The sequence below is a fragment of the Pseudomonas xantholysinigenes genome (assembly GCF_014268885.2).
In the GTDB taxonomy this organism is placed as follows: Bacteria; Pseudomonadota; Gammaproteobacteria; order Pseudomonadales; family Pseudomonadaceae; genus Aquipseudomonas; species Aquipseudomonas xantholysinigenes.
This window is the reverse complement of sequence record NZ_CP077095.1, coordinates 1347356-1370208: the sequence shown is the minus strand read 5'-3', so window position 1 is coordinate 1370208 and position 22853 is coordinate 1347356. Positions and strand designations below refer to the sequence as shown.

19 protein-coding genes and 1 riboswitch are annotated in these 22853 nt (G+C 64.9%); of the genes, 6 read left to right on the top strand and 13 right to left on the bottom strand.

Annotated features, from left to right (window positions below):
- Positions 1 to 95: 95 nt before the first annotated feature.
- A riboswitch (cobalamin riboswitch) is annotated at positions 96 to 313 on the bottom strand.
- 151 nt (positions 314 to 464) lie between these two features.
- Entirely contained in the window at positions 465 to 1043 is a 579-nt protein-coding gene (locus HU772_RS06270) for a hypothetical protein (RefSeq protein WP_186655522.1), read from the top strand.
- Positions 1044 to 1063: 20 nt separating this feature from the next.
- Here the strand turns inward: HU772_RS06270 and HU772_RS06265 are convergent, their stop codons facing one another.
- The 6 genes from HU772_RS06265 to HU772_RS06240 all read right to left on the bottom strand — a co-directional run bounded on the left by HU772_RS06265 (position 1064) and on the right by HU772_RS06240 (position 8150).
- Positions 1064 to 3604: a dermonecrotic toxin domain-containing protein gene (locus HU772_RS06265; protein ID WP_186655519.1), complete on the bottom strand. Its 2541-nt coding sequence runs from the start codon at positions 3602 to 3604 to the stop codon at positions 1064 to 1066.
- A gap of 120 nt (positions 3605 to 3724) precedes the next feature.
- Positions 3725 to 4261 (bottom strand): C40 family peptidase, encoded by a 537-nt coding sequence (locus tag HU772_RS06260; protein WP_186655516.1) that lies wholly within the window; start codon positions 4259 to 4261, stop codon positions 3725 to 3727.
- 145 nt (positions 4262 to 4406) lie between these two features.
- A complete protein-coding gene (locus tag HU772_RS06255) occupies positions 4407 to 5042 on the bottom strand; it encodes a C40 family peptidase (protein ID WP_186655513.1) in 636 nt (211 codons plus the stop codon).
- Between the two features lie 127 nt (positions 5043 to 5169).
- Positions 5170 to 5874 carry a DnaA regulatory inactivator Hda gene (gene hda, locus HU772_RS06250; RefSeq protein ID WP_031314897.1) on the bottom strand — a complete coding sequence of 235 codons (705 nt, stop codon included), beginning with the start codon at positions 5872 to 5874 and terminating at the stop codon, positions 5170 to 5172.
- A 140-nt stretch (positions 5875 to 6014) separates the two neighbouring features.
- Positions 6015 to 7088: an AI-2E family transporter gene (locus tag HU772_RS06245; RefSeq protein ID WP_186655510.1), complete on the bottom strand. Its 1074-nt coding sequence runs from the start codon at positions 7086 to 7088 to the stop codon at positions 6015 to 6017.
- Positions 7089 to 7100: 12 nt separating this feature from the next.
- Entirely contained in the window at positions 7101 to 8150 is a 1050-nt protein-coding gene (locus HU772_RS06240) for a DUF2066 domain-containing protein (RefSeq protein WP_186655507.1), read from the bottom strand.
- 342 nt (positions 8151 to 8492) lie between these two features.
- Here HU772_RS06240 and purM point away from each other — a divergent pair, with 342 nt between their 5' ends.
- The 4 genes from purM (at position 8493) to HU772_RS06220 (ending at position 11389) form a co-directional block, all read left to right on the top strand.
- Positions 8493 to 9551, top strand: coding sequence for a phosphoribosylformylglycinamidine cyclo-ligase (gene purM, locus HU772_RS06235; RefSeq protein WP_186655505.1), 1059 nt, complete (start codon positions 8493 to 8495; stop codon positions 9549 to 9551).
- The gene (purN, locus tag HU772_RS06230; protein WP_186655503.1) at positions 9551 to 10195 is read left to right on the top strand and encodes a phosphoribosylglycinamide formyltransferase; all 645 of its coding nucleotides are present in this window, start codon (positions 9551 to 9553) and stop codon (positions 10193 to 10195) included. Before purM ends, purN begins: the two co-directional genes overlap by 1 nt.
- An 8-nt stretch (positions 10196 to 10203) precedes the next feature.
- Positions 10204 to 10914: a DUF3108 domain-containing protein gene (locus HU772_RS06225; protein ID WP_186655501.1), complete on the top strand. Its 711-nt coding sequence runs from the start codon at positions 10204 to 10206 to the stop codon at positions 10912 to 10914.
- Positions 10915 to 11206: 292 nt separating this feature from the next.
- Positions 11207 to 11389, top strand: coding sequence for a hypothetical protein (locus HU772_RS06220; RefSeq protein WP_134691844.1), 183 nt, complete (start codon positions 11207 to 11209; stop codon positions 11387 to 11389).
- Between the two features lie 46 nt (positions 11390 to 11435).
- Here the strand turns inward: HU772_RS06220 and HU772_RS06215 are convergent, their stop codons facing one another.
- The 7 genes from HU772_RS06215 to HU772_RS06185 all read right to left on the bottom strand — a co-directional run bounded on the left by HU772_RS06215 (position 11436) and on the right by HU772_RS06185 (position 19752).
- On the bottom strand, positions 11436 to 11975 hold the full coding sequence (locus tag HU772_RS06215) for a DUF2058 domain-containing protein (protein WP_186655499.1): 540 nt from the start codon (positions 11973 to 11975) through the stop codon (positions 11436 to 11438).
- Between the two features lie 26 nt (positions 11976 to 12001).
- Positions 12002 to 12835, bottom strand: a complete 834-nt coding sequence (gene mazG, locus HU772_RS06210; RefSeq protein WP_186655496.1) for a nucleoside triphosphate pyrophosphohydrolase — start codon at positions 12833 to 12835, stop codon at positions 12002 to 12004.
- A 113-nt stretch (positions 12836 to 12948) separates the two neighbouring features.
- On the bottom strand, positions 12949 to 15189 hold the full coding sequence (relA, locus tag HU772_RS06205) for a GTP diphosphokinase (RefSeq protein WP_134691841.1): 2241 nt from the start codon (positions 15187 to 15189) through the stop codon (positions 12949 to 12951).
- A gap of 99 nt (positions 15190 to 15288) precedes the next feature.
- Positions 15289 to 16647, bottom strand: a complete 1359-nt coding sequence (gene rlmD / locus HU772_RS06200; protein WP_186655481.1) for a 23S rRNA (uracil(1939)-C(5))-methyltransferase RlmD — start codon at positions 16645 to 16647, stop codon at positions 15289 to 15291.
- The gene (cysM, locus tag HU772_RS06195; RefSeq protein WP_186655466.1) at positions 16647 to 17546 is read right to left on the bottom strand and encodes a cysteine synthase CysM; all 900 of its coding nucleotides are present in this window, start codon (positions 17544 to 17546) and stop codon (positions 16647 to 16649) included. Before cysM ends, rlmD begins: the two co-directional genes overlap by 1 nt.
- Before the next feature lie 94 nt (positions 17547 to 17640).
- Positions 17641 to 19032, bottom strand: coding sequence for a HAMP domain-containing sensor histidine kinase (locus HU772_RS06190; RefSeq protein ID WP_186655463.1), 1392 nt, complete (start codon positions 19030 to 19032; stop codon positions 17641 to 17643).
- 3 nt (positions 19033 to 19035) lie between these two features.
- On the bottom strand, positions 19036 to 19752 hold the full coding sequence (locus HU772_RS06185) for a response regulator transcription factor (protein ID WP_186655460.1): 717 nt from the start codon (positions 19750 to 19752) through the stop codon (positions 19036 to 19038).
- Positions 19753 to 19984: 232 nt separating this feature from the next.
- Between HU772_RS06185 and HU772_RS06180 the strand changes: the two genes are divergently transcribed.
- Positions 19985 to 22741 carry a response regulator gene (locus HU772_RS06180; RefSeq protein ID WP_186655457.1) on the top strand — a complete coding sequence of 919 codons (2757 nt, stop codon included), beginning with the start codon at positions 19985 to 19987 and terminating at the stop codon, positions 22739 to 22741.
- Positions 22742 to 22853 lie beyond the last annotated feature (112 nt).

Here is a 22853-nt window from a genome sequence, read left to right as displayed (position 1 = left end):
GCTGCCGCACCGGGGCGACAGATGAAAGGCGGGCAGACGGAGAGCGCGCAGGGGCCGTGGCACAGGCCACATCGCTGGCGCATCACCCTCCGTGATGCCGTTGGCAGTCGCAGGCCGGTCTCCGGGCTTGTGAGCGGGCCAGGCCCGGGCCGCGCGCCTTCCCGGGCGACACACCCAGTGGCCTTGCGCGGCGTTGACTCACCTACCGTTGCGGGGGCAGCGCCGGAATCGCACCTTGCATGGCGCCCACCGGCTTCCCAGTTTCACCCTGCCAAGCCACGGCTCGCAGGGCACCTGAAACACGCCGCGAAGGTTAGAGGGTTGCACCGGGAGCGTCAATCGAACGAGGACCGATCTGGCCTGGATCAATGGCCGATCCGCCAGCTTGTGCCACACTGAAAGCAGTGATATCACATAGCCATCATCGCGACCGACCGCGACCATAATGACAAGGAGCGCGCAGCATGCAAGGCCTGATCATCAACAACCCCCGCCTGGAGTTCCTGCGCCCGACCCTGGAGCGCTGGGTCGACTGCATCGACCGCTTCAATCAGTTTCAGGGCGACAACGAAGCCCCCTACTGGCACGGCGCGGCGGCCAACACCGGGGTACTCGCGGCGGCAGCCTGGCAGGCCGAACTGATGGCGCTGGAGCAATACCTGAGCAAGAAGCAGCGCGACGAAGGCGAACGCGAGGCACGCGGCGACCTGTTCATCGCCAACGCCGAAGAATCCATCCACCTGCACGCCAGCCAGCGCTGGCCGCGCCTCGGGCGCCTGGACATGCTGCTGGCCCTGCAGGAAACCACCAGCCAGGCAAAGGCGATCGCCTATGGCAGCCAGCTCAAGGCCGGTGCTCTGTTCGTCACCCCGTGGAAGGCCGGCCAGCACGCCAGCCCCGAGGAACTGCAGGACCTGGCCGACGACCTGCAGAAGCACACCGCCTGCGCGATCGCCTGGTACTTCCCCTATGCCTATCGCAAGCTGCACAACGAGCTGGGGCAGTACTTCCCTGGGGTGGCGCTGCTGCTCAAGCAAGCTTGAGCGCAGCGTCACCGGGGTAATCACGGCGCCACGGGGAAGAAGCGCTCGGCCAAAGCCGTCGTCCTGATCCGACTACTGAAGGTTGCCCGGTCGAACAGCTGGCCGGTGCGCAAGTCATAAACCGGGCCCTGCGCAGGTCGGGTGGTCTGCTTGAGCACCACACGAATGAAGTGGTAGTGATTGCCGTAGACCTGCTCGACCTTGCTCACCTCAAAGTAATTGCCGGGCAGGAACAAGGTCTCGGCCTCCTCCCACATCATCGAGAACGCACTGATCGGCGTGCCGCTGTGATAGCTCGCGGCGGGCAACTCGTAGATCACCGAGCTGTCGTCGAACACCCACTGCTGATTGCCATCCCTGGCCAAGGTCGCCGCGAACTCGGGCACGATGTAGGGGTTTTCGGTGAACGAAGTCAGGTCGGTGTTGATGAGGATATCGCCAACGCCGACGCGCCCACTACGAAAGTGCCGCCCACCGGTATTGCGCGCATCGCTGCCACCGCGATACAGGGTGACGGCGTTGCTCTTGGGCAAGCGTTCGAGCGTATCGGCCAATTTGGCGATATAGCTGTCGACATCATCATGCTCGTATACCCCGCTGCGCAGGACCTTGTTCACCTGCGAGCTTTCATCGGTGTAGTAGTCAATCAGCTCGTTTCGATAGCCATCGCCTTCGTGCAGGTACGAGTACTCGGGCACGCCGTTGACCATCACGCAGTAGATCTTGTCGCCATCCTCTGCAGGCAGTTGGTCTGCGCCCAACGTCGGCAACCCCTTCAACAGCTTCTTCTGGCGCACCCGGGCATTGGCCGAGAGCCGCATCGAACGTACTTGATCGACCTGGGTATAGGTATCCCAGAAGGGCGACGGCCCACTGCCGAAGCCAACGGCCGGCGGCGTATCGCCGGCCAGCGAGCTGGGCGGCTCCAGCACCTGCCACTCGCCGTCCGTCCCCAGGCGCACGGGCCGCAACGGCGCATAGGCCTCGGCAACCTCGGCAGGCACGATCAACCACGTCAACAACTCGTCGCTGTAACGCACCCGGTAGTGCCGATCGTTCAGGGTGATCCAGGTGCTGCCATCGGCATGTACCTGCACGCCCCGCAGCGGGCCCTCCTCGATCAACTCGGCGATCAACTGCCGGTTGCTGGCGAACTCCGCCAGCAACGGATCCGGCCGCTCGATCACTCGCCAGTGGCTGATGAGGGCATTACTCTCATGAAAGGGCGGCTGATAGGCCAATGTGGCGAAACTCGACTGGAAAGCCAGGTCGGTCAGGCTCAACGCACCGAACACACTGTCGAGCATGGCATCGAGCAAGGCCTGGCGGCGCGTCTGGTCATCCGCCGCGCGTGCGGCGGTGTCGACATCGAGCCCCAGCTTGATCAAGCCGGCCCCGAGCAAGCTCAGCGACACCGGCCAGCCCAGCGGCGCCAGCCCGCCGAAAGTGTTGATGAAGGCCGACAGGTAACCACGCCCCATGCGCCTGCGCAGTTGGCTGTTGCTCGGGATGGCGTCGGCGTGCGCCTCCATCTCGCGCCGCGACTGCACCGCGAGGCGGGTGAAAAAGTCAGCGGCGATCGGTGTCCTCAGGTAGGCCAGCAAGGTTTGCGCCGCCGCATCGCTCGGTGCGTCGGCAACACTCTGCAAGGCGATCCGCGCGGCATCATTACGCTCGGCATCGAGCGGATCGCTCTGCGCCGCGGCCAGGAATTGCTCAAAGCTGGTCGTATCCTGTAATGCACGGCGCAACCATGCCGCCATCGCCAAGTCTGAATCGAAGCGCCGCAGCGCCTCGGACGCCCAGGGTTGGTAGAGCATGACCCGGCCGTCCGCGGCGTGCAGGCTGTAGAAGCTGGCCCGGTCCGCATGCCCCAACCCATAGTGGTTGACCTCAAGCACCGTGCGCGAACCGTCCCGGCGTAGCTGCTCGACCGTCGGCAACACGCTATCCAGCCCTCGCGCTGCCATGTCGCGCACGCGCGCGACATCGGTCGCGTCGAGCAACCCGGCACGCAAGGCCACGGCGGCCTGGCCCAGCAGGTTGATCTTGGCCAGTACCGGGAAGTCATCGCCATGGTCGCTCCAGAACCGCGCTACTTGCGCGCGGTACAGTTCGGCGAAGTCCAATGCCCAGAGATCCTGCTGGACATCGACGGCCAGCATGCGCACCTCGTTGCGCTCATCGAAGGTACCGGCATTCGCCCCCTGCCGGTAGAAGCCACCCTGGAGATCGAGCTGATCCGTGGCGTCCTGGAAGAACAGGTCGAAGCGCGCGATGACCAGGTCGGTCATGCGCAGGGACTTCACGGGTGCGCCACTGTGGCGCCAACCGTTGTAGGTCTTGGTTGAGCTGATGGCCGTTGCGAACTGGTGCCACCAGACAAATCGCGGATCGAACGACTTGCCAGTACGCTGGGTGATGATGCGCGCGGCTTCCTGGTTCGCCATGACGAACGGGTCCGGGTAGTCCTGGATCACCTGGTACACCAGACGCGCCAGCGGATGCCCGGCGCGCATGGCCTGGAAGAATCGAAGGGCGCGTTGCTTGAGGTCACTCATAAATATCTCCTGAAAAAACGACAGACAGGAGACACATGCTGACAAGCCCGGCGAACGCCAGGCGGTAGATAGGTAAGAAGCGTGTTGCGATGGCCGCCCCCTTGAGGGCGGCGCTCAGACTCAGGGATTCTGCGCCAGGTGACCGGCCGGAATGACGCGCTTGGCTTGCAGGTAGGCCTTGGCCCAGTAGCTGCTGGACAGGTAGTCCAGACGCACGGTGCCGCCGGTGGACGGGGCATGCACGAAACGCCCTTCGCCGACATAGATGCCCGCATGGCTGACCTGCGAACCGCCATTGGTGGCGAAGAACACCAGGTCGCCCGACTGCAGGGCATTGATATCCACGTTCGGTGCACGCATGACGATCATGTCACGGGTAGTGCGCGGCAGGCTGATCCCGGCGGCGTCGCGGTAGACATAGCCGATCAGGCCACTGCAATCAAAGCCCGAATCCGGCGTGTTGCCGCCCCAACGATACGGCGTGCCCACCAGGCCGATGGCGCGGAACAACACATCGTCCGCCGCTGGCGAGGAGGCCGCTTGCTGGTTGAAGGATACCGGGGGTTTGCTCGATGGCGCAGGCGCCGGAGCACGGCTTGAACAGGCCGCAAGCAGTGCTGCGAGGGAAAGGAGTGCGAAGCGCGCCAACATCGCCATGATGGTAACGTCCTGTCGAAGACCGCCCGGCCGCAGCCGAAGCCAAAAGAGTTGAGAAATTAGATTAGACGCTTTCTGTAAATGCGCACGGCGGCGAGCTTTTCAGCTACGCCGCCGTGGCAGGGTACAGCATTTTGATATCAAATCAATTGCGCGAGATCGTGGTCGGTGCCATGGCCAGCGCGCGCTTGGCCTCGATGAAGGTCTTGCTCCAGTAGCGATCGCCCAGGCTGTCGATACGCACGCCACCGCTGCGGCGGCTGCTGGAGTGGATGAACTGGTTGTCACCCAGGTAGATGCCGGCGTGGCTGACACGGCCACGGCCGTTGGTGCTGAAGAACAGCAGGTCGCCTGGCTTGAGCTTGTTGCGCGCGACTTTTGGCGCGTCGACGTTGATCATCTCGCGGGTCGAGCGCGGCAGGTTCATGCCCGCCTCTTCGCGGAACAGGTAACCGATGAAACCGCTGCAATCGAAGCCGGACTTCTCCGAGGTGCCGCCGAAGCGGTAGCGGGTGCCGATCAACGACATGCCGCGCTCGAGGATGCTGTCGGCCAGGACCGGCAGCTGGTAAGGCTTGCTGTTGCTGGAGAAGGCCTCGAGGTCATCTTCGCTGGCCAGCTCTTCCTCGGTGAATACGGAAGAGGCGGAAGCCTTGGCCTTGATGGCCTGCTCGGCAACCAGGGCGTGATCCTGCGAGGGTGCGACCGGGCCAGTGGAGGCGCAGCCGTAAAGAAGGGTGACAAGTGCAAGTGGCACGAGGGGTGCGAAGCGCTTCAGCATGGGCACGACCGTGTCTGTAGTCCTTTAGAAGGGGGAAACTATGCCCTCTATCGAAACCATTTGCAAATTTTATCGAAAAAGATGTGACTTTTCCGTTTCGAGGCTCTGCCCCCGCGTTTTCAGGCCGCTACCAGCCCAGAGTTTCCTTGAGGAACGGAATGGTCAGCTTGCGCTGGGCTTGCAGCGATGCCTGGTCGAGGCGTTCGAGCAGATCGAACAGCGCGCTCATGCTGCGGGTACCGCGGGTCAGGATGAAGTGACCGACCTCGTCCGTCAGGTGCAGGCCGCGACGCGATGCGCGCAGCTGCAAGGCACGCAGCTTGTCTTCATCGGACATGCCGCGCATCTGGAAGATCAGCGCCAGGGTCAGGCGCGACTTGAGGTCGGCCAGCTTGATCGGCAGTTCACGGGGCGAGCTGGAGGCCGCCAGCAACAGCCGCCGACCACTGTCGCGCAGGCGGTTGAATAGGTGGAACATGGCCTCTTCCCAATCCGCCTTGCCCGCGATCACGTGCAGGTCGTCGATGCACACCAGTTCGTACTGTTCCAGGTGATCGAGCAACTCGACGCCACGCTCGAGCAATTGCGCCAGGGGCAGGTAGACGGCGGGTTCACCCAGTTGCTGGAAACGGTGGGTGGCGGCTTGCAGCAGGTGGGTGCGGCCAACGCCCTGCTTGCCCCACAGGTAGATGAGGCTCTCGGTCCAACCGGCGTCGGCTTCGCATAGCCGCTCGACATAGCCCAATGCCGCGGCATTGGCGCCCGGATAGTAGTTGATGAAGGTGGCGTCGTCGCGCAGACGCACACCCAGGGGCAACTGGATCGGTTTCATGCTGGCTGGCGGTCGCGAGGACCACAGGGGGCCTTTGGTGAACAGTGTGCAAAGTCTATACCCGCAACGCGGACGGCACAATCGGCGAGGGAAATAGCACAAGTAAAATCAATTAGTTGCACCACTTGCCCGGCGATGGCTCATAGCTCCGGATCGTTCTCCCCGGCATACATGTCCGACTCCTTGTACAGGTCGTGCACGTGCCGCAGCAGCACCATGATCACCGCCGCCACCGGCAGCGCCAGCAGCACCCCGGTAAAGCCGAACAGCTCGCCGCCGGCGAGGATCGCGAAGATCACCGCCACCGGATGCAGACCGATGCGATCGCCCACCAGCAGCGGCGTCAGCACCATGCCTTCGAGGGCCTGGCCGACCATGAACACCGCGACGATACCCAGCATCGGATACAAGTCGCCGCCAAACTGGAACAAACCGGCGATCAGCGCCGCGCCAATGCCAATGATGAAGCCCATGTACGGCACGATCGCCGCCAATCCGGCCAGCATGCCGATCAGCAGGCCCAGCTCCAGCCCTACCAGCATCAGCCCGGTGGAATAGATGACGCCCAGCGCCAGCATGACCAGCAACTGGCCGCGCACGAACGCGCCCAAGACCTCATGGCACTCACCGGCCAGCCCCACCACCTGGGGTTCGCGCTGGCGCGGCAACAGGCTGCGCAGCTTGGCCATCATCAGGTCCCAGTCACGCAGCAGGTAGAAGCCGACCACCGGGATCAGCACCAGGTTGGCCAGCCAGCCGATCAACGCCAGGCTCGAGGCCGTGGCCTGGGACAGCAGCACGCCGACGATATCGGTGGTCTGGCCCATGTGCTCGGCGATGGCGGACTTGATCTTGTCGAACTTCCAGAACCCGTCGGCCAGCCCCAGACGGCTCTGCACCCAGGGCAGGGCTACGTGCTGCAGCCAGTCGAGCATCTGCGGCGCCAGCTCGTACAGGCGCACCAACTGCTTGGCCAGCATCGGTACCAGCACCAGCAACAGCGCCAGGAAGACCAAGGTGAACAGGCTGAACACCACCACCACGCCCCAGGTGCGTGACAGCCCAAGGCGCTCCAGACGGTCGACCAGCGGATCGGCCAGGTAGGCAAGCAGGATGCCGACCAGGAACGGAGAAAGGATGTTGTGCAGGAAATACAGCAGCACGGCAATCACCAGTGCCGCGCCAAGCCAGATCCAGCGACGCATGTCAGTCATTCTTGGCGCTCCTTACCAGCGAAAACGCAGGCCGTCGAACGGCTTCGCCGCCGCGACAGGCGCTGCCGAGCCGGGTTCGCTCGACACCGGCGCCACCGCAGCCGCCGGCTCGGCGGGCAGCTCTTGCAGCTTGGCCAGGGTCAACTGGGCGCGCAGTTGCTCGCGATTGGCGCTGACGCCGTAGGTCAGGGTAGCGCCATCGGCCATCTGCAGCCGTGCCCCGTAAGGCTCGAGGACCCGGCTCAGCTCGGCGTAGCGCTGCAGGTTCATGCCCTGGACCTGCACCTGCAAATCACTGCCGGCCCCCGGACGGGTGACATAGCGCGGCGCCAGGCGGTTGCTCACCACCAGCAGCACCGCATCGGCCAGGGCCGCCTGGTCGGCGCCCTCGGCGCTGCCCTGCTCGCGCTGGTCGCCCAGCCACAGCTGCCACTTGCCCTGCCATTTGCCATCCGCTTCGCGGGCATGCACGGCCAGCAGCGCATCGGCGCCGTAGCGCTCGGACGCTTCGCGCAACGGCGCTGGATCATTGCCCTCGATATGCTGGGCATTACCGACCAGCTGCTCTTGCAGGTCGGCCAGCGGCAGACGCAGCGGCAGGCCGCGGTGTTGTGCGGCGCGGCGCAGCGGCTCGGCGGCGGCCTGGCCGTCACCGACCAGGCTGCTGCCCTCGACGCTGTCGTTCAACCACCAACCAAGGATCGACGGCCGGTTGCTGCCCCACAGCGCCAGGCCGGCCTGGCGCAGCGCGCGCTCGGTGCTGCCGGGGTCGAACTCGACCAGCACCGCCTCCGGCGGCCCGGCCTCTGTGCCGACCTGATTGATGATCTGCTGCGGATCCTTGCGCAGGTTGGCCAGCGCCGGGCTCTGAGGCGCCTTGGGGTCGCCGGTCAAGCGCAACACCAGGGTGTCCAGCGCCTTGGCGGTGGCCTGGGCGCGGGCTTCGCCGCCCTGCCCGTCGACGGGCTCACGCACCTGATACAAGCCAGAGACCGCTTCGGCCTGCGCCACGGTGCCAGCCAATGCCAGGCAGACGCCAGCGAGGTAATTGAAAAGACGCATTGGGGATTCCTGTCCAGATAACCATGGGGCGACGCGCCCGGGGCTGTCAGCTGTGACCGCGCGACGTGGCAAAATGCTCCACCCTCGCGGCGATCCGCCAGCGTCGCCATGCCTATACCTTATACAGGCACTGGCGCGGCAACCAGCCGCATCGGCTGAAAGCATTTTTTTGCCCAGATTTCCGGCCTGCCCGTCGGCCTGAGGATGGTCGCTGGGGGGCAACCCTGATAAAATCGCGCGCCTTCGCAGACCAGTGACGTCACAGGCAACCGAACGCTTTCCCGTCGGCCCCGGCCGTCATGGTCGTTTTCTAGAATCCCTCCCTCTTAAAGGCCTGGATCAATGAGCAAGCAACCCTCCCTGAGCTACAAAGACGCCGGTGTAGACATCGACGCCGGCGAAGCACTGGTCGAACGCATCAAGGGCGTCGCCAAGCGCACCGCACGTCCTGAAGTCATGGGTGGCCTGGGCGGCTTCGGCGCCCTCTGCGAGATCCCGGCCGGCTACAAGCAGCCGGTGCTGGTCTCCGGCACCGACGGCGTCGGCACCAAGCTGCGCCTGGCACTGAACCTGAACAAGCACGACAGCATCGGCCAGGACCTGGTCGCCATGTGCGTCAACGACCTGGTGGTGTGCGGCGCCGAGCCGCTGTTCTTCCTCGACTACTACGCCACCGGCAAGCTCAACGTCGACGTGGCCGCCACCGTGGTCACCGGCATTGGCGCCGGTTGCGAACTGGCCGGCTGCTCGCTGGTCGGTGGTGAAACCGCCGAGATGCCGGGCATGTACGAAGGCGAGGACTACGACCTGGCCGGCTTCTGCGTCGGCGTGGTGGAAAAGGCCGAGATCATCGACGGCTCGAAAGTGGTCACCGGCGATGCCCTGATCGCCCTGCCGTCCTCCGGCCCGCACTCCAACGGCTACTCGCTGATCCGCAAGATCCTCGAAGTGTCCGGCACCGACATCGACAACACCCAGCTCGACGGCAAGCCGCTGGCCGACCTGCTGATGGCGCCGACCCGCATCTACGTCAAACCGCTGCTGCAACTGATCAAGCAGACCGGCGCGGTCAAGGCCATGGCCCACATCACCGGCGGCGGCCTGCTGGACAACATCCCGCGCGTGCTGCCAAAAGGCGCCCAGGCGGTGGTCGACGTGGCCAGCTGGCAGCGCCCGGCGGTGTTCGACTTCCTGCAGCAAAAAGGCAACGTCGACGAGCATGAAATGCACCGCGTACTGAACTGCGGCGTGGGCATGGTCATCTGCGTGGCCCAGGACCAGGTCGACAACGCCCTGAACGTGCTGCGCGCCGAAGGCGAGCAACCGTGGGTGATCGGCCGTATCGACGTGGCCGCCGAAGGCGCCGCCCAGGTCGAGCTGCACAACCTCAAGGCACACTGATGCCCTGCAATGTAGTCGTGTTGCTGTCGGGCTCCGGCAGCAACCTGCAGGCACTGATCGACAGCAACAGCGCCAGCGACAGCCCGGCACGCATCGGCGCGGTCATCTCGAACCGTGCCGATGCCTATGGCCTCGAGCGGGCCAAGGTCGCCGGCATTGAAACCGCCGTGCTGTCGCACACCGGGTTTGACGGGCGCGAAGCCTTCGACGCGGCGCTGATGGCGCTGATCGACGGTTTCCAGCCCGACCTGGTGGTGCTGGCCGGCTTCATGCGTATCCTCAGTGGCGATTTCGTGCGCCACTACCAGGGCCGCCTGCTGAACATCCATCCGTCACTGTTGCCCAAGTACAAAGGCCTGCACACCCACCAGCGCGCGCTGGAGGCCGGCGACACCGAGCACGGCTGCAGCGTGCACTTCGTCACCGAGGAACTCGATGGCGGCCCTCTGGTCGTACAGGCTGTGGTGCCGGTTGCAACGGATGACATCCCTGAGGCGCTCGCCCAGCGCGTGCACCTGCAGGAACACCTGATCTACCCGCTGGCGGTGCGCTGGTTCGCCGAAGGACGCTTGCGTCTGGGCGAACAGGGTGCATTACTGGATGGCCAGCCGCTGGCGGCCAGCGGTCACTTGATTCGATCCTAGGAGAATTTATGCGTCGCGCCCTGCTCTTGGCTCTCGCCGTGCTTGCCCTGCCCCTCCAGGCAGCTGATCTGAAGCCTTTCGCGGCCAGCTACACCGCCGACTGGAAGCAGCTGCCCATGAGCGGCACCGCCGAACGCAGCCTGGTCAAGAATGCCAACGGTACCTGGGACCTTAACTTCAAGGCCTCCATGATGATCGCCAGCCTGACCGAGCAAAGCACCCTGCGCATGGACAACGACACCCTGCTGCCGCAGAAGTACCACTTCGAGCGTGGTGGCCTGGGCAAGGCCAAGAAGGTCGACCTGACCTTCGACTGGACCGGCAAGAAAGTCACTGGCAGCGACCGCGGCGACGCCATCAGCCTGCCACTGAACCGTGGCGTGCTGGACAAGTCGTCCTATCAACTGGCGCTGCAGCACGACGTGGCGGCTGGCAAGAAGAGCATGACCTACCAGGTGGTCGACGGTGACGAGATCGACACCTACGACTTCCGCGTGCTTGGCACCGAGAAAGTCGCCACCAAGACCGGCCAGGTCGAAGCCGTCAAGGTCGAGCGCGTGCGCGACCCGAGCCAGAGCAAGCGCATCACCGAGCTGTGGTTCGCCAAGGACTGGGACTACCTGCTGGTGCAGCTGCGCCAGGTCGAGACCGATGGCAAGGAATACGTGATCGTGCTGCAGGATGGCACGGTGGACGGCAAGACGGTCAAGGGTAACTGATACCGCTGCTGGCAATACCCGAAGCCCCGCCTTGTGCGGGGCTTCTTTTTTGCTGCACATCGCTCTCCCCTGTGTAGGAGCGGCCTCGTGCCGCGAAAGGGCTGCGCAGCGGCCCCAGGATCTTGGCATCCTGCAAAATTACCGGGGCTGCTGCGCAGCCCTTTCGCGGCACGAGGCCGCTCCTACATGAAACTTGTTTCATCGCCGTTTTATTTACTTAGCCTGCTAACAAATTCTATAAAGGAGTCCTGCGACAGAGTGCCGCAGCCAACCGAAGAAGTGGAGTTTAACGATGACAGTCCAAGTAACCGAACGCGACGAATCGAAAATGTCCCACGAAAGCCAAGCCTCTGGCTTGCGGATCTGGGAGGTGCGCCAGCAGGGCCAACTGGTCGGTATGTTCCACGAAGAACACCTGGCTCAGAAATACCGCATGGAACTGGAGTACCTCGAGAATCAGCGCGCGTCGCAATGACCCAGTCTTCAATAAGAAAACCCCGCCTAGGCGGGGTTTTTCATGCTTACCACATCAGATCGTCCGGGATCTTGTAGGCCGCGTACGGATCGTCCTCGTCGGCCTCCTCGACATGGGTATTGAGCAACAGGATGCGATGGGGGTCGCGCTCCTGGATCCTCACCGCCGCTTCGCGCGGGATCACCTCATAGCCACCACCGTGGGCGACGATCGCCAGCGCGCCGTTGCTCAGCTTGCTGCGCATCAGGGCGTTGACGGCGATGCGCTTGACCTTCTTGTCATCGACGAAGTTGTAGTAGTCCTCGGTGGTCAGCTTGGGCAGGCGGGTCGCCTCGATCAATTGCTTGATCTGCGCGGCGCGGGCCTTCTGCTCGGCCTTCTCCTGCAGCTGGCGGTTCAGCTCCTGGTCCTTTTTGGCCTTCTCGGCCATGGCGTCCTTGGCCAGGCGCTGCTGGCTGTCGTCCACCTCGACCTGGCCCTTATGCTCCAGGCGTTTCTGTTTTTTCTCGGCCTTGTTGGCCTGGGAAACCTGTTTCTGGTTGACCAGACCGGCTTTGAGCAATTGGTCGCGAAGGGAAAGGCTCATCGGTGTTCACTCACTTATGCATCAGCTCAGCCGCAGCTGGGCAGGTTCTTTTCCTGACGCTTGGCCTCGCCCCACAGGGCGTCCAGCTCGTCGAGGGTACGATCTTGGATGGACAGGCCCTGCTCGCGCAATGCCTGTTCGATAAATCGGAAGCGCCGTTCGAACTTGCGATTGGCGCGACGCAAGGCGTTTTCCGGGTCGTGCTTGAGGTGACGGGCCAGGTTGACGGTGGCGAACAGCAGATCGCCCAGCTCGTCCTCCAGCGCGTCGCTGTCGCCATCGGCCATGGCCTGCAGCACTTCGTCCAGCTCTTCGCGCACCTTGTCCAGCACCGGCAGGGCCTCGGGCCAGTCGAAACCGACGGTGGCCGCACGCTTTTGCAGCTTGGCGGCGCGCGACAACGCAGGCAATGCCGCCGGCACGTCGTCGAGCAGCGAAAGTTGCTCGGGCGCGGTTTTTTCGGCGCGCTCCTCGGCCTTGATCTCTTCCCAGCGCGACTTGACCTGGGCTTCGCTCAGCGCCGGGGTGTCCAGCGGCGCATACAGCTCGCCGGTGGGGAATACATGGGGGTGGCGGCGAATCAGCTTGCGGGTGATCGAGTCGACCACGCCGGTGAACTCGAAACGCCCTTCTTCCCGCGCCAGCTGGCTGTAATAGACCACCTGGAACAGCAGATCGCCCAGCTCGCCCTGAAGATGCTCGAAGTCGCCACGCTCGATGGTGTCGGCGACTTCGTAGGCTTCCTCGATGGTGTGCGGGACGATGCTCGCGTAGTCCTGCTTGAGGTCCCAGGGGCAGCCATATTGCGGGTCGCGCAGGCGGGCCATGAGGTGCAGCAGGTCTTCAAGGGTGTAGGTCATTGTTCAACAGGTCCTTTGGTGTAAGCCTCTTCGCGGGTGAACCCGCTCCCACGGAGGCCTGGCATGCAGTGACCTGTGGGAGCGGGTTCACCCGCGAAGAAGCCACCTCGGTATCAAGGGGTACGGTTACGCCGCGTCTCGATGATGTTGGGCAACTGCGAGATCCGCCCCAGCAAGCGCCCAAGGGCATCCAGGCCGGGGATCTCGATGGTCAGCGACATCAGCGCGGTGTTGTCTTCCTTGTTCGAACGGGTGTTGACCGCCAACACGTTGATCTTCTCGTTGAGCAGCACCTGCGACACATCGCGCAGCAACCCCGGACGGTCGTAGGCGCGGATGACGATGTCCACCGGATAGGTCTGCACCGGGATCGGCCCCCAGCTGACCTGGATCATTCGCTCCGGCTCCTTGCCCGCCAGTTGCAGCACCGAAGCGCAGTCCTGGCGGTGGATGCTCACGCCGCGGCCCTGGGTGATATAGCCGACGATCGCATCGCCCGGCAGCGGCTGGCAGCAGCCGGCCATCTGCGTGAGCAGGTTGCCGACACCCTGGATCTGGATATCGCTGCGCTTGCCCGCGCGGATGCCACGGGCCTGGCGCGGGATCAGTTCGACCGGCTCAAGGCGCTCGGGCTCGAGCAACTGCTGGGCGGCGTTGACCATGTGCGCCAGGCGCAGGTCACCGGCGCCGAGGGCGGCGAACATGTCCTCGGCGGTCTTGACGTTGGCCTTCTCGGCCAGGCGTTCGAAGTCCACCTGGGGCAGGCCCAGGCGGCTCAGCTCACGCTCGAGCAGGGTCTTGCCGGCGGCGACGTTCTGGTCGCGCGCCTGCAGCTTGAACCAGTGGACGATCTTGGCCCGCGCCCGCGAGGTGGTGACATAGCCCAGGTTGGAGTTCAGCCAGTCGCGGCTCGGGCTGCCGTGCTTGCTGGTGATGATCTCCACCTGCTCGCCGGTCTGCAGGCTGTAGTTGAGCGGCACGATACGCCCGTTGATCTTGGCGCCACGGCAGTTGTGGCCGATCTCGGTGTGCACGCGGTAGGCGAAGTCCAGCGGCGTGGCGCCCTTGGGCAGGTCGATGGCGTGGCCGTCGGGGGTGAACACGTAGACCCGGTCCGGCTCGATATCAACCCGCAGCTGTTCGGCCAGGCCGCCGATGTCGCCCAGCTCCTCGTGCCACTCGAGTACCTGGCGCAGCCAGGAGATCTTTTCTTCATAGTGATTGGAGCTGGGCTTGACGTCGGTGCCCTTGTAGCGCCAGTGCGCGCAGACACCGAGCTCGGCCTCCTCGTGCATGGCGTGGGTGCGGATCTGCACCTCGAGCACCTTGCCCTCAGGGCCGATCACCGCAGTGTGCAGCGAGCGGTAGCCGTTTTCCTTGGGGTTGGCGATGTAGTCGTCGAACTCCTTGGGGATGTGCCGCCACAGGGTGTGCACGATACCCAGCGCGGTGTAGCAGTCGCGCACCTCCGGCACCAGCACGCGCACCGCGCGCACGTCGTAGATCTGGCTGAACTCCAGGCCCTTGCGCTGCATCTTGCGCCAGATCGAATAGATATGTTTCGCCCGGCCACTGATATCGGCGTTGACGCCGGTGGCGAGCAATTCGTTCTGCAGCTGGTTCATCACGTCGCTGATGAAGCGCTCGCGGTCCAGCCGGCGCTCGTGCAACAGCTTGGCGATCTGCTTGTACTGGTCGGGCTCGAGGTAGCGGAACGACAGGTCTTCCAGCTCCCACTTGATATGACCGATACCCAGTCGATGGGCCAGTGGCGCATAGATGTCGAACACCTCGCGGGCCACCCGCAGGCGTTTCTCGTCATCGGCGGCCTTGACCGCGCGGATGGCACAGGTACGTTCGGCGAGCTTGATCAGGGCCACGCGCACGTCGTCGACCATGGCCACCAGCATCTTGCGCAGGTTCTCCACCTGCGCCTGTGACCCCAGCACCAGCGACTGGCGCGGGCTGAGGCTGGCACTGATGGCGGCCATGCGCAGCACGCCGTCGATCAGCTTGGACACCACCGGGCCAAAGCGCTGGCCGACCTCGGCCAGGGTCACCTTGCCTTCGCGCACCGAGCGGTAGATTACCGCTGCAACCAGCGAATCCTGGTCGAGCTTGAGGTCGGCGAGGATCTCGGCGATCTCCAGCCCCGCCTGGAAACTGGACGTCCCGTCAGCCCAGGAATGCTTGGCCGGGTTGCCCTTTTTCTCGACTTCCTGGGCGAACTCGCAGGCCTCTTTGAGCGCCGGGCGATCGAGCTGCGAATCGACGCTCACCACATGATCGAGCCATGCTTCGAGATTGATACTGCCGTCATTGTTGACCGGCTGGTGCACTCTCACCTGTACCATCTTTGCTTTACCTTTCCATACAGCGCGCCACGCGGGCATGCTGACTATCACCTGTGCCGCCGTCGTTCCCTGAAGACCGCACCAAGAGGGCTGACCCGGTCAGCCCGCTTCGAATAACGCCATGGCCTCGACATGTGCCGTCTGAGGAAACATGTCGAGAATCCCGGCCCTTTTTAACCGGTACCCCTGCCCCGCCAGCACCTGGGCGTCTCGCGCCAGCGTGGCCGGGTTGCACGATACATAGACCAGCCGCCGGGCGCCCAACCGGGCGATGCCTTGCACCACCTCGAAGGCGCCGTCGCGCGGTGGGTCCAAGAGTACCGCAGAAAAGCCCTCGGCGACCCATCCGGCGCCCGCCAAAGGCTGCGATAAATCGGCCTGAAAAAACCGTGCGTTATGCACATTGTTGTTCCGGGCATTGGCTTCGGCGCGCTCGACCATGGCCTGCACGCCCTCCACCGCCACCACCTCGCGCGCCTGGCGCGCCAGGGGCAAGGCAAAGTTGCCCAGGCCACAGAACAAGTCCAGCACCCGCTCATCGGCCTGCGGCGCCAGCCAGGCCAGGGCCTGCTGGATCATCAAGGTGTTGACCTGGGCGTTGACCTGGACGAAGTCCCCGGGTCGCCAGGCCAGCTCCAGCCCCCAGGGCTCGAGGGCAAAGCCCAGTTGCGCCGCGGCGTCCACCGGTGCCGGCTGGCCTTCGCCCTGCAGCCACAACTGGGCGCCGGCTTCGGCGCAGAATGCCTCGAGGCGCGCCAGGTCTTCAGCAGGCAACGCTGCCACATGACGCACCAGCAGCGCTTCGGCGGTGCCGCTGAACAGCTCCACATGCCCCAGCGCCTGCGGCTTGCTCAAGCTGCGCAGTACGGTGGGCAAATGGCGGAAAATATTCTGCAAGGGTTGTACCAGCACCGGGCAGTCGTCGATGGCGACGATGTCCTGGCTGGCCTCGGCGCGAAAACCCACGTCCAGCTGGCGCGCCTTGGCATCCCAACGCACGGCGACCCGCGCCCGGCGCCGGTAACCGAACTCCGGCCCGCTCAGGGGCGCGGCCCATTGCTCGGGTTGCAACCCGGCAACCCGCTGCAACTGCTCGGCCAGCAGGCGCTGCTTGAGGGCCAACTGGTCGGCATGGGGCACATGCTGCAGGTTGCAGCCGCCGCAGCGGGCGTAATGCCGGCAGGGTGCCTCGCGCCGCTGCGGGCTGGGCAGGAACACGCGCTCCAGGCGCGCCTCGACCACCTTGCCACGCGCCGCCAGCACGCGCGCCTCGACCTCTTCGCCGACCAACGCGCCACTGACGAACCAGGTGCGCCCTTCGACAAAGGCAATGCCCCGGCCATCGCCGGACACGCGCTCGATCAGCAGGCGCTGTTTCTTGCCCACGGGGACCTGTGGGGCACGGTTGCCGCCGGCCGGCTGGAAGCGCAGGCCGCTGTTGCTTTTCTTTCTGGACATCAGGTCGCGTCGAACAGGCCGGTGGACAGGTAACGGTCGCCGCGATCGCAGATGATGGCGACCATCACCGCGTTCTCGACTTCCTGGGACAGACGCAGCATCGCCGCCACTGCACCGCCGGAGGACACACCACAGAAAATGCCCTCTTCGCGGGCAAGGCGGCGCGTGGTGTCCTCGGCTTCCTGCTGGGACATGTCGACGACTCGATCGACGCGGGTGGCATCGAAGATCTTCGGCAGGTACTCATGGGGCCAGCGGCGGATACCGGGGATGGCCGAGCCTTCCATCGGCTGCAGGCCGATGATCTGCACCGCCGGGTTCTGTTCCTTGAGGTACTGCGAGCAGCCCATGATGGTGCCGGTGGTGCCCATGGAGCTGACGAAATGGGTAATGGTGCCCTGGGTCTGCTGCCAGATTTCGGGGCCGGTGCTGTTGTAGTGGGCAATCGGGTTGTCGCCGTTGGCGAACTGATCGAGCACCAGGCCGCGGCCTTCGGCCTGCAGCTTCTCGGCGAGGTCGCGCGCGCCCTCCATGCCCTCTTCCTTGGTCACCAGGATCAGCTCGGCGCCGTAGGCGGTCATCGCCGCCTTGCGTTCGGCGGTAGAATTGTCGGGCATGATCAGGATCATCTTGTAGCCCTTGATCGCCGCGGCCATGGCCAGGGCGATGCCGGTGTTGCCCGAGGTAGCCTCGATCAGCGTGTCACCCGGCTTGATCTGCCCGCGCAACTCGGCACGGGTGATCATCGACAACGCTGGACGGTCCTTGACCGAACCCGCCGGATTATTGCCTTCGAGCTTGAGCAGCAGGGTATTGCTGGTAGCCCCGGCAATGCGTTGCAGGCGAACCAGAGGCGTGTGGCCGACGCAATCGGCGATGGTGGGGTACTGCAAGGTCATGGGCGTTTTCGCAATCCGGACGGCAGGGGCGCCTATCATACCGGCAAACCCTGCGCGGCCATATCACGCAATCGTCGGATGCTATAACCGCTGGCTATAAGTTAACGGATGATTCGCTTGTAGGCGCCAGCCTTGCGGGCGAACCAGGCGCCGCAACCAGGCGCAGGCACACACGTAGCCCGCGCTCGCCATTGACCGCCCACACTCGCCCGCCCTGACGCTCGATGGCGCCACGAGCAATGCTCAGCCCCAGGCCGAAGCCACCGTCCCCCGGTCGCGAACCGTCCAGTCGCGAGAACGGCGCGAAGATCCGCTCCAGGTCGGCGTCGGCCACCCCGCCACCGTCATCCTCCAGGTCGATGCGCCAGTGGTTGCCGTCGCGCCACCCACTGAAGCGCACCACGCCCTGGGCCGGCGAATGGCGGATGGCATTGCGCAGCACATTCTCCAGGGCTTGGGCCAGGTGGTTGAGATTGCCCAGCACCCAACACTCGGCCGGCAACGCGCAGCGCAGCCGTTCCGCGTCCCAGCCGCTCTCGTAGCAGGCATTCTCGCTGAGCACGTCCCACAGCGCCTGGAGCTGGATCGGCTCGAGATGCATCGGCGCCCGCTCGGCGTCCTGCCACGCCAATTGCAGGGTGCCTTCGACCAGTTGCTGCATGGCGTCCACTTCGCGGTGCAGGCGCTCACGCAGGCGCGGCAAGTCGGTCTCGCCATCGCAGGCCACCCGCAGGCGGCTGAGTGGTGTGCGCATTTCATGGGACAGGTCGCGCAGCAATTGCTGCTGCAGCGCCACGGTGCCTTGCAAGCGCTCGGCCATCTGGTCGAAGGCGCGGGCCAGCTCGCCCAGCTCATCGGGGCGCTGGGTGGTGCGGGCGTCCAGACGTGCCGAAAGCTGGTCGGCGCGCCAGGCATTGGCCTGCTCGCGCAACTGGTTGAGGGGTACGATCAGCATGCGGTACAAGCCTACGCACAGCAGCAAGGTGAACACCCCCGGGATCACGCCATTGGTGATGACGCGCCAGAACAGCCGGTATTGACCGGGGTTGAAGCGTTCGGGCAATTCAATCACCAGCATGCCCTGTTCCGGAGCACCGGGAAACGGCAGGCGCAGCCAAGGCTGGCCGATGCTGCGCCGGCTCATGGGCCAATCGACACCACGCAGGCGGGTCAGGCGCTGGGTCTGGCTGGAGTCCAGGTCGGCGCTGCCCAAAGGTTGCAGATCGCTGTCGAGCACCCCCGCCCAGCCGTGCTCACGCTCCGCCATGTCGCGCAGCCAGGCATCCACGCCCGCCTGCCCGCCCTCCCGCCAGGCCTGCTCGGCCTCCTGGGCATAGCCGCGCAGCACCTGCCGGGCCGGCTCGGACAGAAAGGCATCCTGTGTTTCCATGTGCCGACCCCAGGTGTAGCTCAGGCCAATCATCAGCAGGCAAAAGCCCACCAGCAGGACAGCCAGTTTCCAGAACAGCGAGTGGCGGTCGAGCATGCCTCAGTCGACCTCGCCCGCGCCAAAGACGTAACCCTTGCCCCACACGGTGCGGACCTGGCGCTCGTGATAACCGATGGCCTTGAGCTTGCGGCGGATCTGGCTGACGTGCATGTCCAGGCTGCGATCATGGCGCGAATAGCCGCGCTGCAGGACCTGCTGGTAAAGGAAGGGCTTGCTCAGCACTTCATCGGTGCTGCGGTGCAGGGTCTCGAGCAGGCGGTATTCGCTAGGGGTCAACCCGGCTCGCACCCCCGCCAGGCTGACGTCGCAGCCCTGCTCATCGAACTGCAACTGCCCGGCCGCCACCTCGCGCGGCGCCTGGGAGCGGCGTTCAAAGGCCACCCGCCGCAGGATCGCCTCGATGCGCACGCGCAACTCGGCAAAACTGAACGGTTTGGGTAGGTAGTCGTCGGCGCCACGCTCGAAACCACTGATGCGATCGGCCTCGGCCCCCAGCGCCGACATCAGGATCACCGGCGTGGCGCTGTGCCGGCGCAGGCTGGCCAAAGCGTCGAGACCATTGAGGCCCGGCAGCAGGATGTCCATCAGCACCAGGTCGAAGGCTTGCCGGTCGGCGACCGCCAGGCCTTCGAGGCCGTTGCGGCACCAGGTGACATGGAAGCCGCCGCGCTGCAGTTCCTCATGCAGGTAGGCGCCCAGCACGAGATCGTCCTCGATGGCGAGGATATGGGGAGCGTGGATAGATACAGGATGCATTGGCAACTGCCATCAATTCTCAGTTACGCAATTATTGGACAAGCGCTCCCGCCAGGCAACCGCACTGCGACCAGCGAAACGTAGGATTCCACCCGATTCGACGTCGGAAGCAGGCTCGCGTCCTACTTCTTGAAACAAAATCAAACACAAGTGGGTGCATTGCCCCCCTACCCGGAGTAACGTTCCCGCTGAAGCGCGAACCGCGCCCTTAAGCACATGACAGGAGACAGGTGTGCTCGACCGTTTGGGAATTCGCAGCCGCGTGTTGCTGCTGGCCTTGCTGCCCGCCAGCCTGATGGCCCTGGTGCTGGGCAGCTACTTCACCTGGCTGCAGCAAAGCGACCTGCGCACGCAACTGCTGCAACGCGGCAAGATGATCGCCGAGCAACTGGCCCCGCTGGCGGCACCGGCACTCGCCCGCCAGGCCCCGGCGCAGCTCGAGCGCATCGCCGCCCAGGCCCTGGAGCAACCCGATGTGCGCGCGGTGGCCTTCCTCGGCGCCGACCGCACCCGCCTGGCCCACGCCGGGCCGAGCATGCTCAACCAGGCGCCCAGTGGCGGCACCGGCACGCAGCTGTTGCAACGTACCGGCAACGATGCCACCCGTTACCTGATGCCAGTGTTCGGCCATCATCGCGACCTGGCCACCGATGCCGTGCCTGCCGAAGCCGAGCGGTTGCTGGGTTGGGTCGAGATCGAACTGTCCCACGACGGCACCCTGCTGCGCGGCTACCGCAACCTGTTCACCAGCCTGTTGCTGATCCTCGCCTGCCTGAGCCTGACCGCCCTGCTCGCCCTGCGTATGAGCCGCACCATCAATGGCCCGATCAACCGTATCAAGCACGCGGTCAACCAGCTCAAGGACGGCCACCTCGACGAACGCCTGCCGGCCTTGGGCAGCCATGAGCTCGATGAGCTGGCCGGCGGCATCAACCGCATGGCCGAAACCCTGCACAGCGCCCACGAGGAGTTGCAGCACAGCATCGACCAGGCCACCGAGGATGTGCGCCAGAACCTGGAAACCATCGAGATCCAGAACATCGAACTGGACATGGCGCGCAAGGAGGCCCTGGAAGCCAGCCGTATCAAGTCGGAGTTCCTGGCCAACATGAGCCACGAGATCCGCACCCCGCTCAACGGTATCCTCGGCTTCACCCACCTGTTGCAGAAAAGCGAGCTGAGCCCGCGCCAGCTCGACTACCTGGGCACCATCGAGAAATCCGCCGACAACCTGCTGGGGATCATCAACGAGATCCTCGACTTCTCCAAGATCGAAGCCGGCAAGCTGGTGCTCGACAGCATTCCGTTCAACCTGCGCGACCTGATCCAGGACACCCTGACCATCCTCGCCCCGGCCGCCCACGCCAAGCAGCTCGAACTGCTCAGCCTGGTATACCGCGACACCCCGTTGTCGCTGGTCGGCGACCCGCTGCGGCTCAAGCAGATCCTCACCAACCTGGTGAGCAACACCATCAAGTTCACCCGCGAAGGCACCATCGTCGTGCGAGCCATGCTCGACGACGAACAGGAAGACAGCGTGCAACTACGCATCAGTGTGCAGGACACCGGCATCGGCCTGTCACCCCAGGATGTGCGCACCTTGTTCCAGGCCTTCAGCCAGGCCGACAACTCGCTGTCGCGCCAACCCGGCGGTACCGGCCTGGGGCTGGTGATCTCCAAACGCCTGATCGAGCAGATGGGCGGCGAGATCGGCGTCGACAGCACCCCGGGCGAAGGCTCGCAATTCTGGATCAGCCTCAACCTGCCCAAGGCCCATGACGACGGCGAAGAGCAACCGCTGCCGGCCCTGCAGGGGCGTCGCGCGGCCATCGTCGACGGCCACGACCTGGCCCGCCAGGCGCTGGAGCACCAACTGCAGGACTGCGGCCTGTCGGTGAGCCTGTTCGCCTCCTGCGAGCAATTGCTGCAGGCGGTACAGGCCGCCAGCCAGGCTGGCCAGCCCTTCGATTTCGCCGTGCTCGGGGTCAATCTCGGCAGCCTGTCCCCGGAACAGCTCGGCCACTACCTGCAACGACTGGAAGGCCTGGGCTGCCAGTGCGTGGCGCTGTGCCCGACCACCGAGCAGCCGCTCTACCTGCCTTATCTGCCCAACGCCCACGGCCAACTGCTGGCCAAGCCTACCTGCACCCGCAAGATCCGCCGCCTGCTGCTGGAACTGGTACAGCCACGCCGCCCCTTGAGCGAGCAGCGCGTGAACAGCGGCCAGCGCATGCCGAAGATCCTCTGTGTCGACGACAACGCGGCCAACCTGCTGCTGGTACAGACCCTGCTCGAAGGCATGGGCGCCGAGGTGCTGGCCGTCGACAACGGATACACCGCGGTCCAGGTGGTGCAGGACGAGCCCTTCGACCTGGTGCTGATGGACGTGCAGATGCCGGGGATGGATGGTCGCGCCTGCACCGAGCAGATTCGCCGCTGGGAAAGCAGTCAGAGTGGCCAGCCGCTGCCGATCGTCGCGCTTACCGCGCATGCCATGGCCAACGAGAAACGCGCCCTGCTGCATAGCGGCATGGACGACTACCTCACCAAACCGATCAGCGAGCGCCAGTTGGCCCAGGTGGTGATGAAGTGGACCGGCCTGAGCCTGGGCGCGCCCCAGCAGGAGCGGGCCAGCGAACGCTTGCCGGACAGCGACGAGCTGAAGGTGCTCGACCCAGAGGAAGGCCTGCGCCTGGCAGCCGGCAAGCCGGACCTGGCGGCGGACATGCTGGCCATGTTGCTGGCCTCGCTTGCCGCCGATCGCGAAGCCATCCAGGCCGCCCGCGACGCCGCCGACCGCACGGCAATGATCGAACGGGTGCATCGCCTCAACGGTGCCTCGCGCTATTGCGGCGTACCGCAGTTGCGCGCCGCCTGCCAGCGCAGCGAAACCTTGCTCAAGCAGGACAGCCCGCAGGCCCAGGCGGCGCTCGACGACCTCGACCTGGCCATCGAACGGCTGGCGGCCCAAGCTCGCCAGCACGCCTGATGGCCATGGGTACGGACTCGCCGGGGCCGCTTTGCGCCCCGGCGATCTTCAATTGAAGCGACGCATCAAGCCCGCCCAGATCAATACCGATCCTGCCCACTGGCCTAGACTG

Coding starts and splice junctions, on each gene's coding strand:
- HU772_RS06265 (WP_186655519.1), bottom strand. CDS start 3,604: ATGAGTGACCTCAAGCAACGCGCCCTTCGATTCTTCCAGGCCATGCGC.
- purM (WP_186655505.1), top strand. CDS start 8,493: ATGAGCAAGCAACCCTCCCTGAGCTACAAAGACGCCGGTGTAGACATC.
- mazG (WP_186655496.1), bottom strand. CDS start 12,835: ATGACCTACACCCTTGAAGACCTGCTGCACCTCATGGCCCGCCTGCGC.
- rlmD (WP_186655481.1), bottom strand. CDS start 16,647: ATGTCCAGAAAGAAAAGCAACAGCGGCCTGCGCTTCCAGCCGGCCGGC.
- HU772_RS06220 (WP_134691844.1), top strand. CDS start 11,207: ATGACAGTCCAAGTAACCGAACGCGACGAATCGAAAATGTCCCACGAA.
- HU772_RS06245 (WP_186655510.1), bottom strand. CDS start 7,088: ATGACTGACATGCGTCGCTGGATCTGGCTTGGCGCGGCACTGGTGATT.
- HU772_RS06270 (WP_186655522.1), top strand. CDS start 465: ATGCAAGGCCTGATCATCAACAACCCCCGCCTGGAGTTCCTGCGCCCG.
- purN (WP_186655503.1), top strand. CDS start 9,551: ATGCCCTGCAATGTAGTCGTGTTGCTGTCGGGCTCCGGCAGCAACCTG.
- HU772_RS06215 (WP_186655499.1), bottom strand. CDS start 11,975: ATGAGCCTTTCCCTTCGCGACCAATTGCTCAAAGCCGGTCTGGTCAAC.
- cysM (WP_186655466.1), bottom strand. CDS start 17,546: ATGACCTTGCAGTACCCCACCATCGCCGATTGCGTCGGCCACACGCCT.
- HU772_RS06225 (WP_186655501.1), top strand. CDS start 10,204: ATGCGTCGCGCCCTGCTCTTGGCTCTCGCCGTGCTTGCCCTGCCCCTC.
- relA (WP_134691841.1), bottom strand. CDS start 15,189: ATGGTACAGGTGAGAGTGCACCAGCCGGTCAACAATGACGGCAGTATC.
- HU772_RS06240 (WP_186655507.1), bottom strand. CDS start 8,150: ATGCGTCTTTTCAATTACCTCGCTGGCGTCTGCCTGGCATTGGCTGGC.
- HU772_RS06255 (WP_186655513.1), bottom strand. CDS start 5,042: ATGCTGAAGCGCTTCGCACCCCTCGTGCCACTTGCACTTGTCACCCTT.
- HU772_RS06185 (WP_186655460.1), bottom strand. CDS start 19,752: ATGCATCCTGTATCTATCCACGCTCCCCATATCCTCGCCATCGAGGAC.
- hda (WP_031314897.1), bottom strand. CDS start 5,874: ATGAAACCGATCCAGTTGCCCCTGGGTGTGCGTCTGCGCGACGACGCC.
- HU772_RS06190 (WP_186655463.1), bottom strand. CDS start 19,032: ATGCTCGACCGCCACTCGCTGTTCTGGAAACTGGCTGTCCTGCTGGTG.
- HU772_RS06260 (WP_186655516.1), bottom strand. CDS start 4,261: ATGGCGATGTTGGCGCGCTTCGCACTCCTTTCCCTCGCAGCACTGCTT.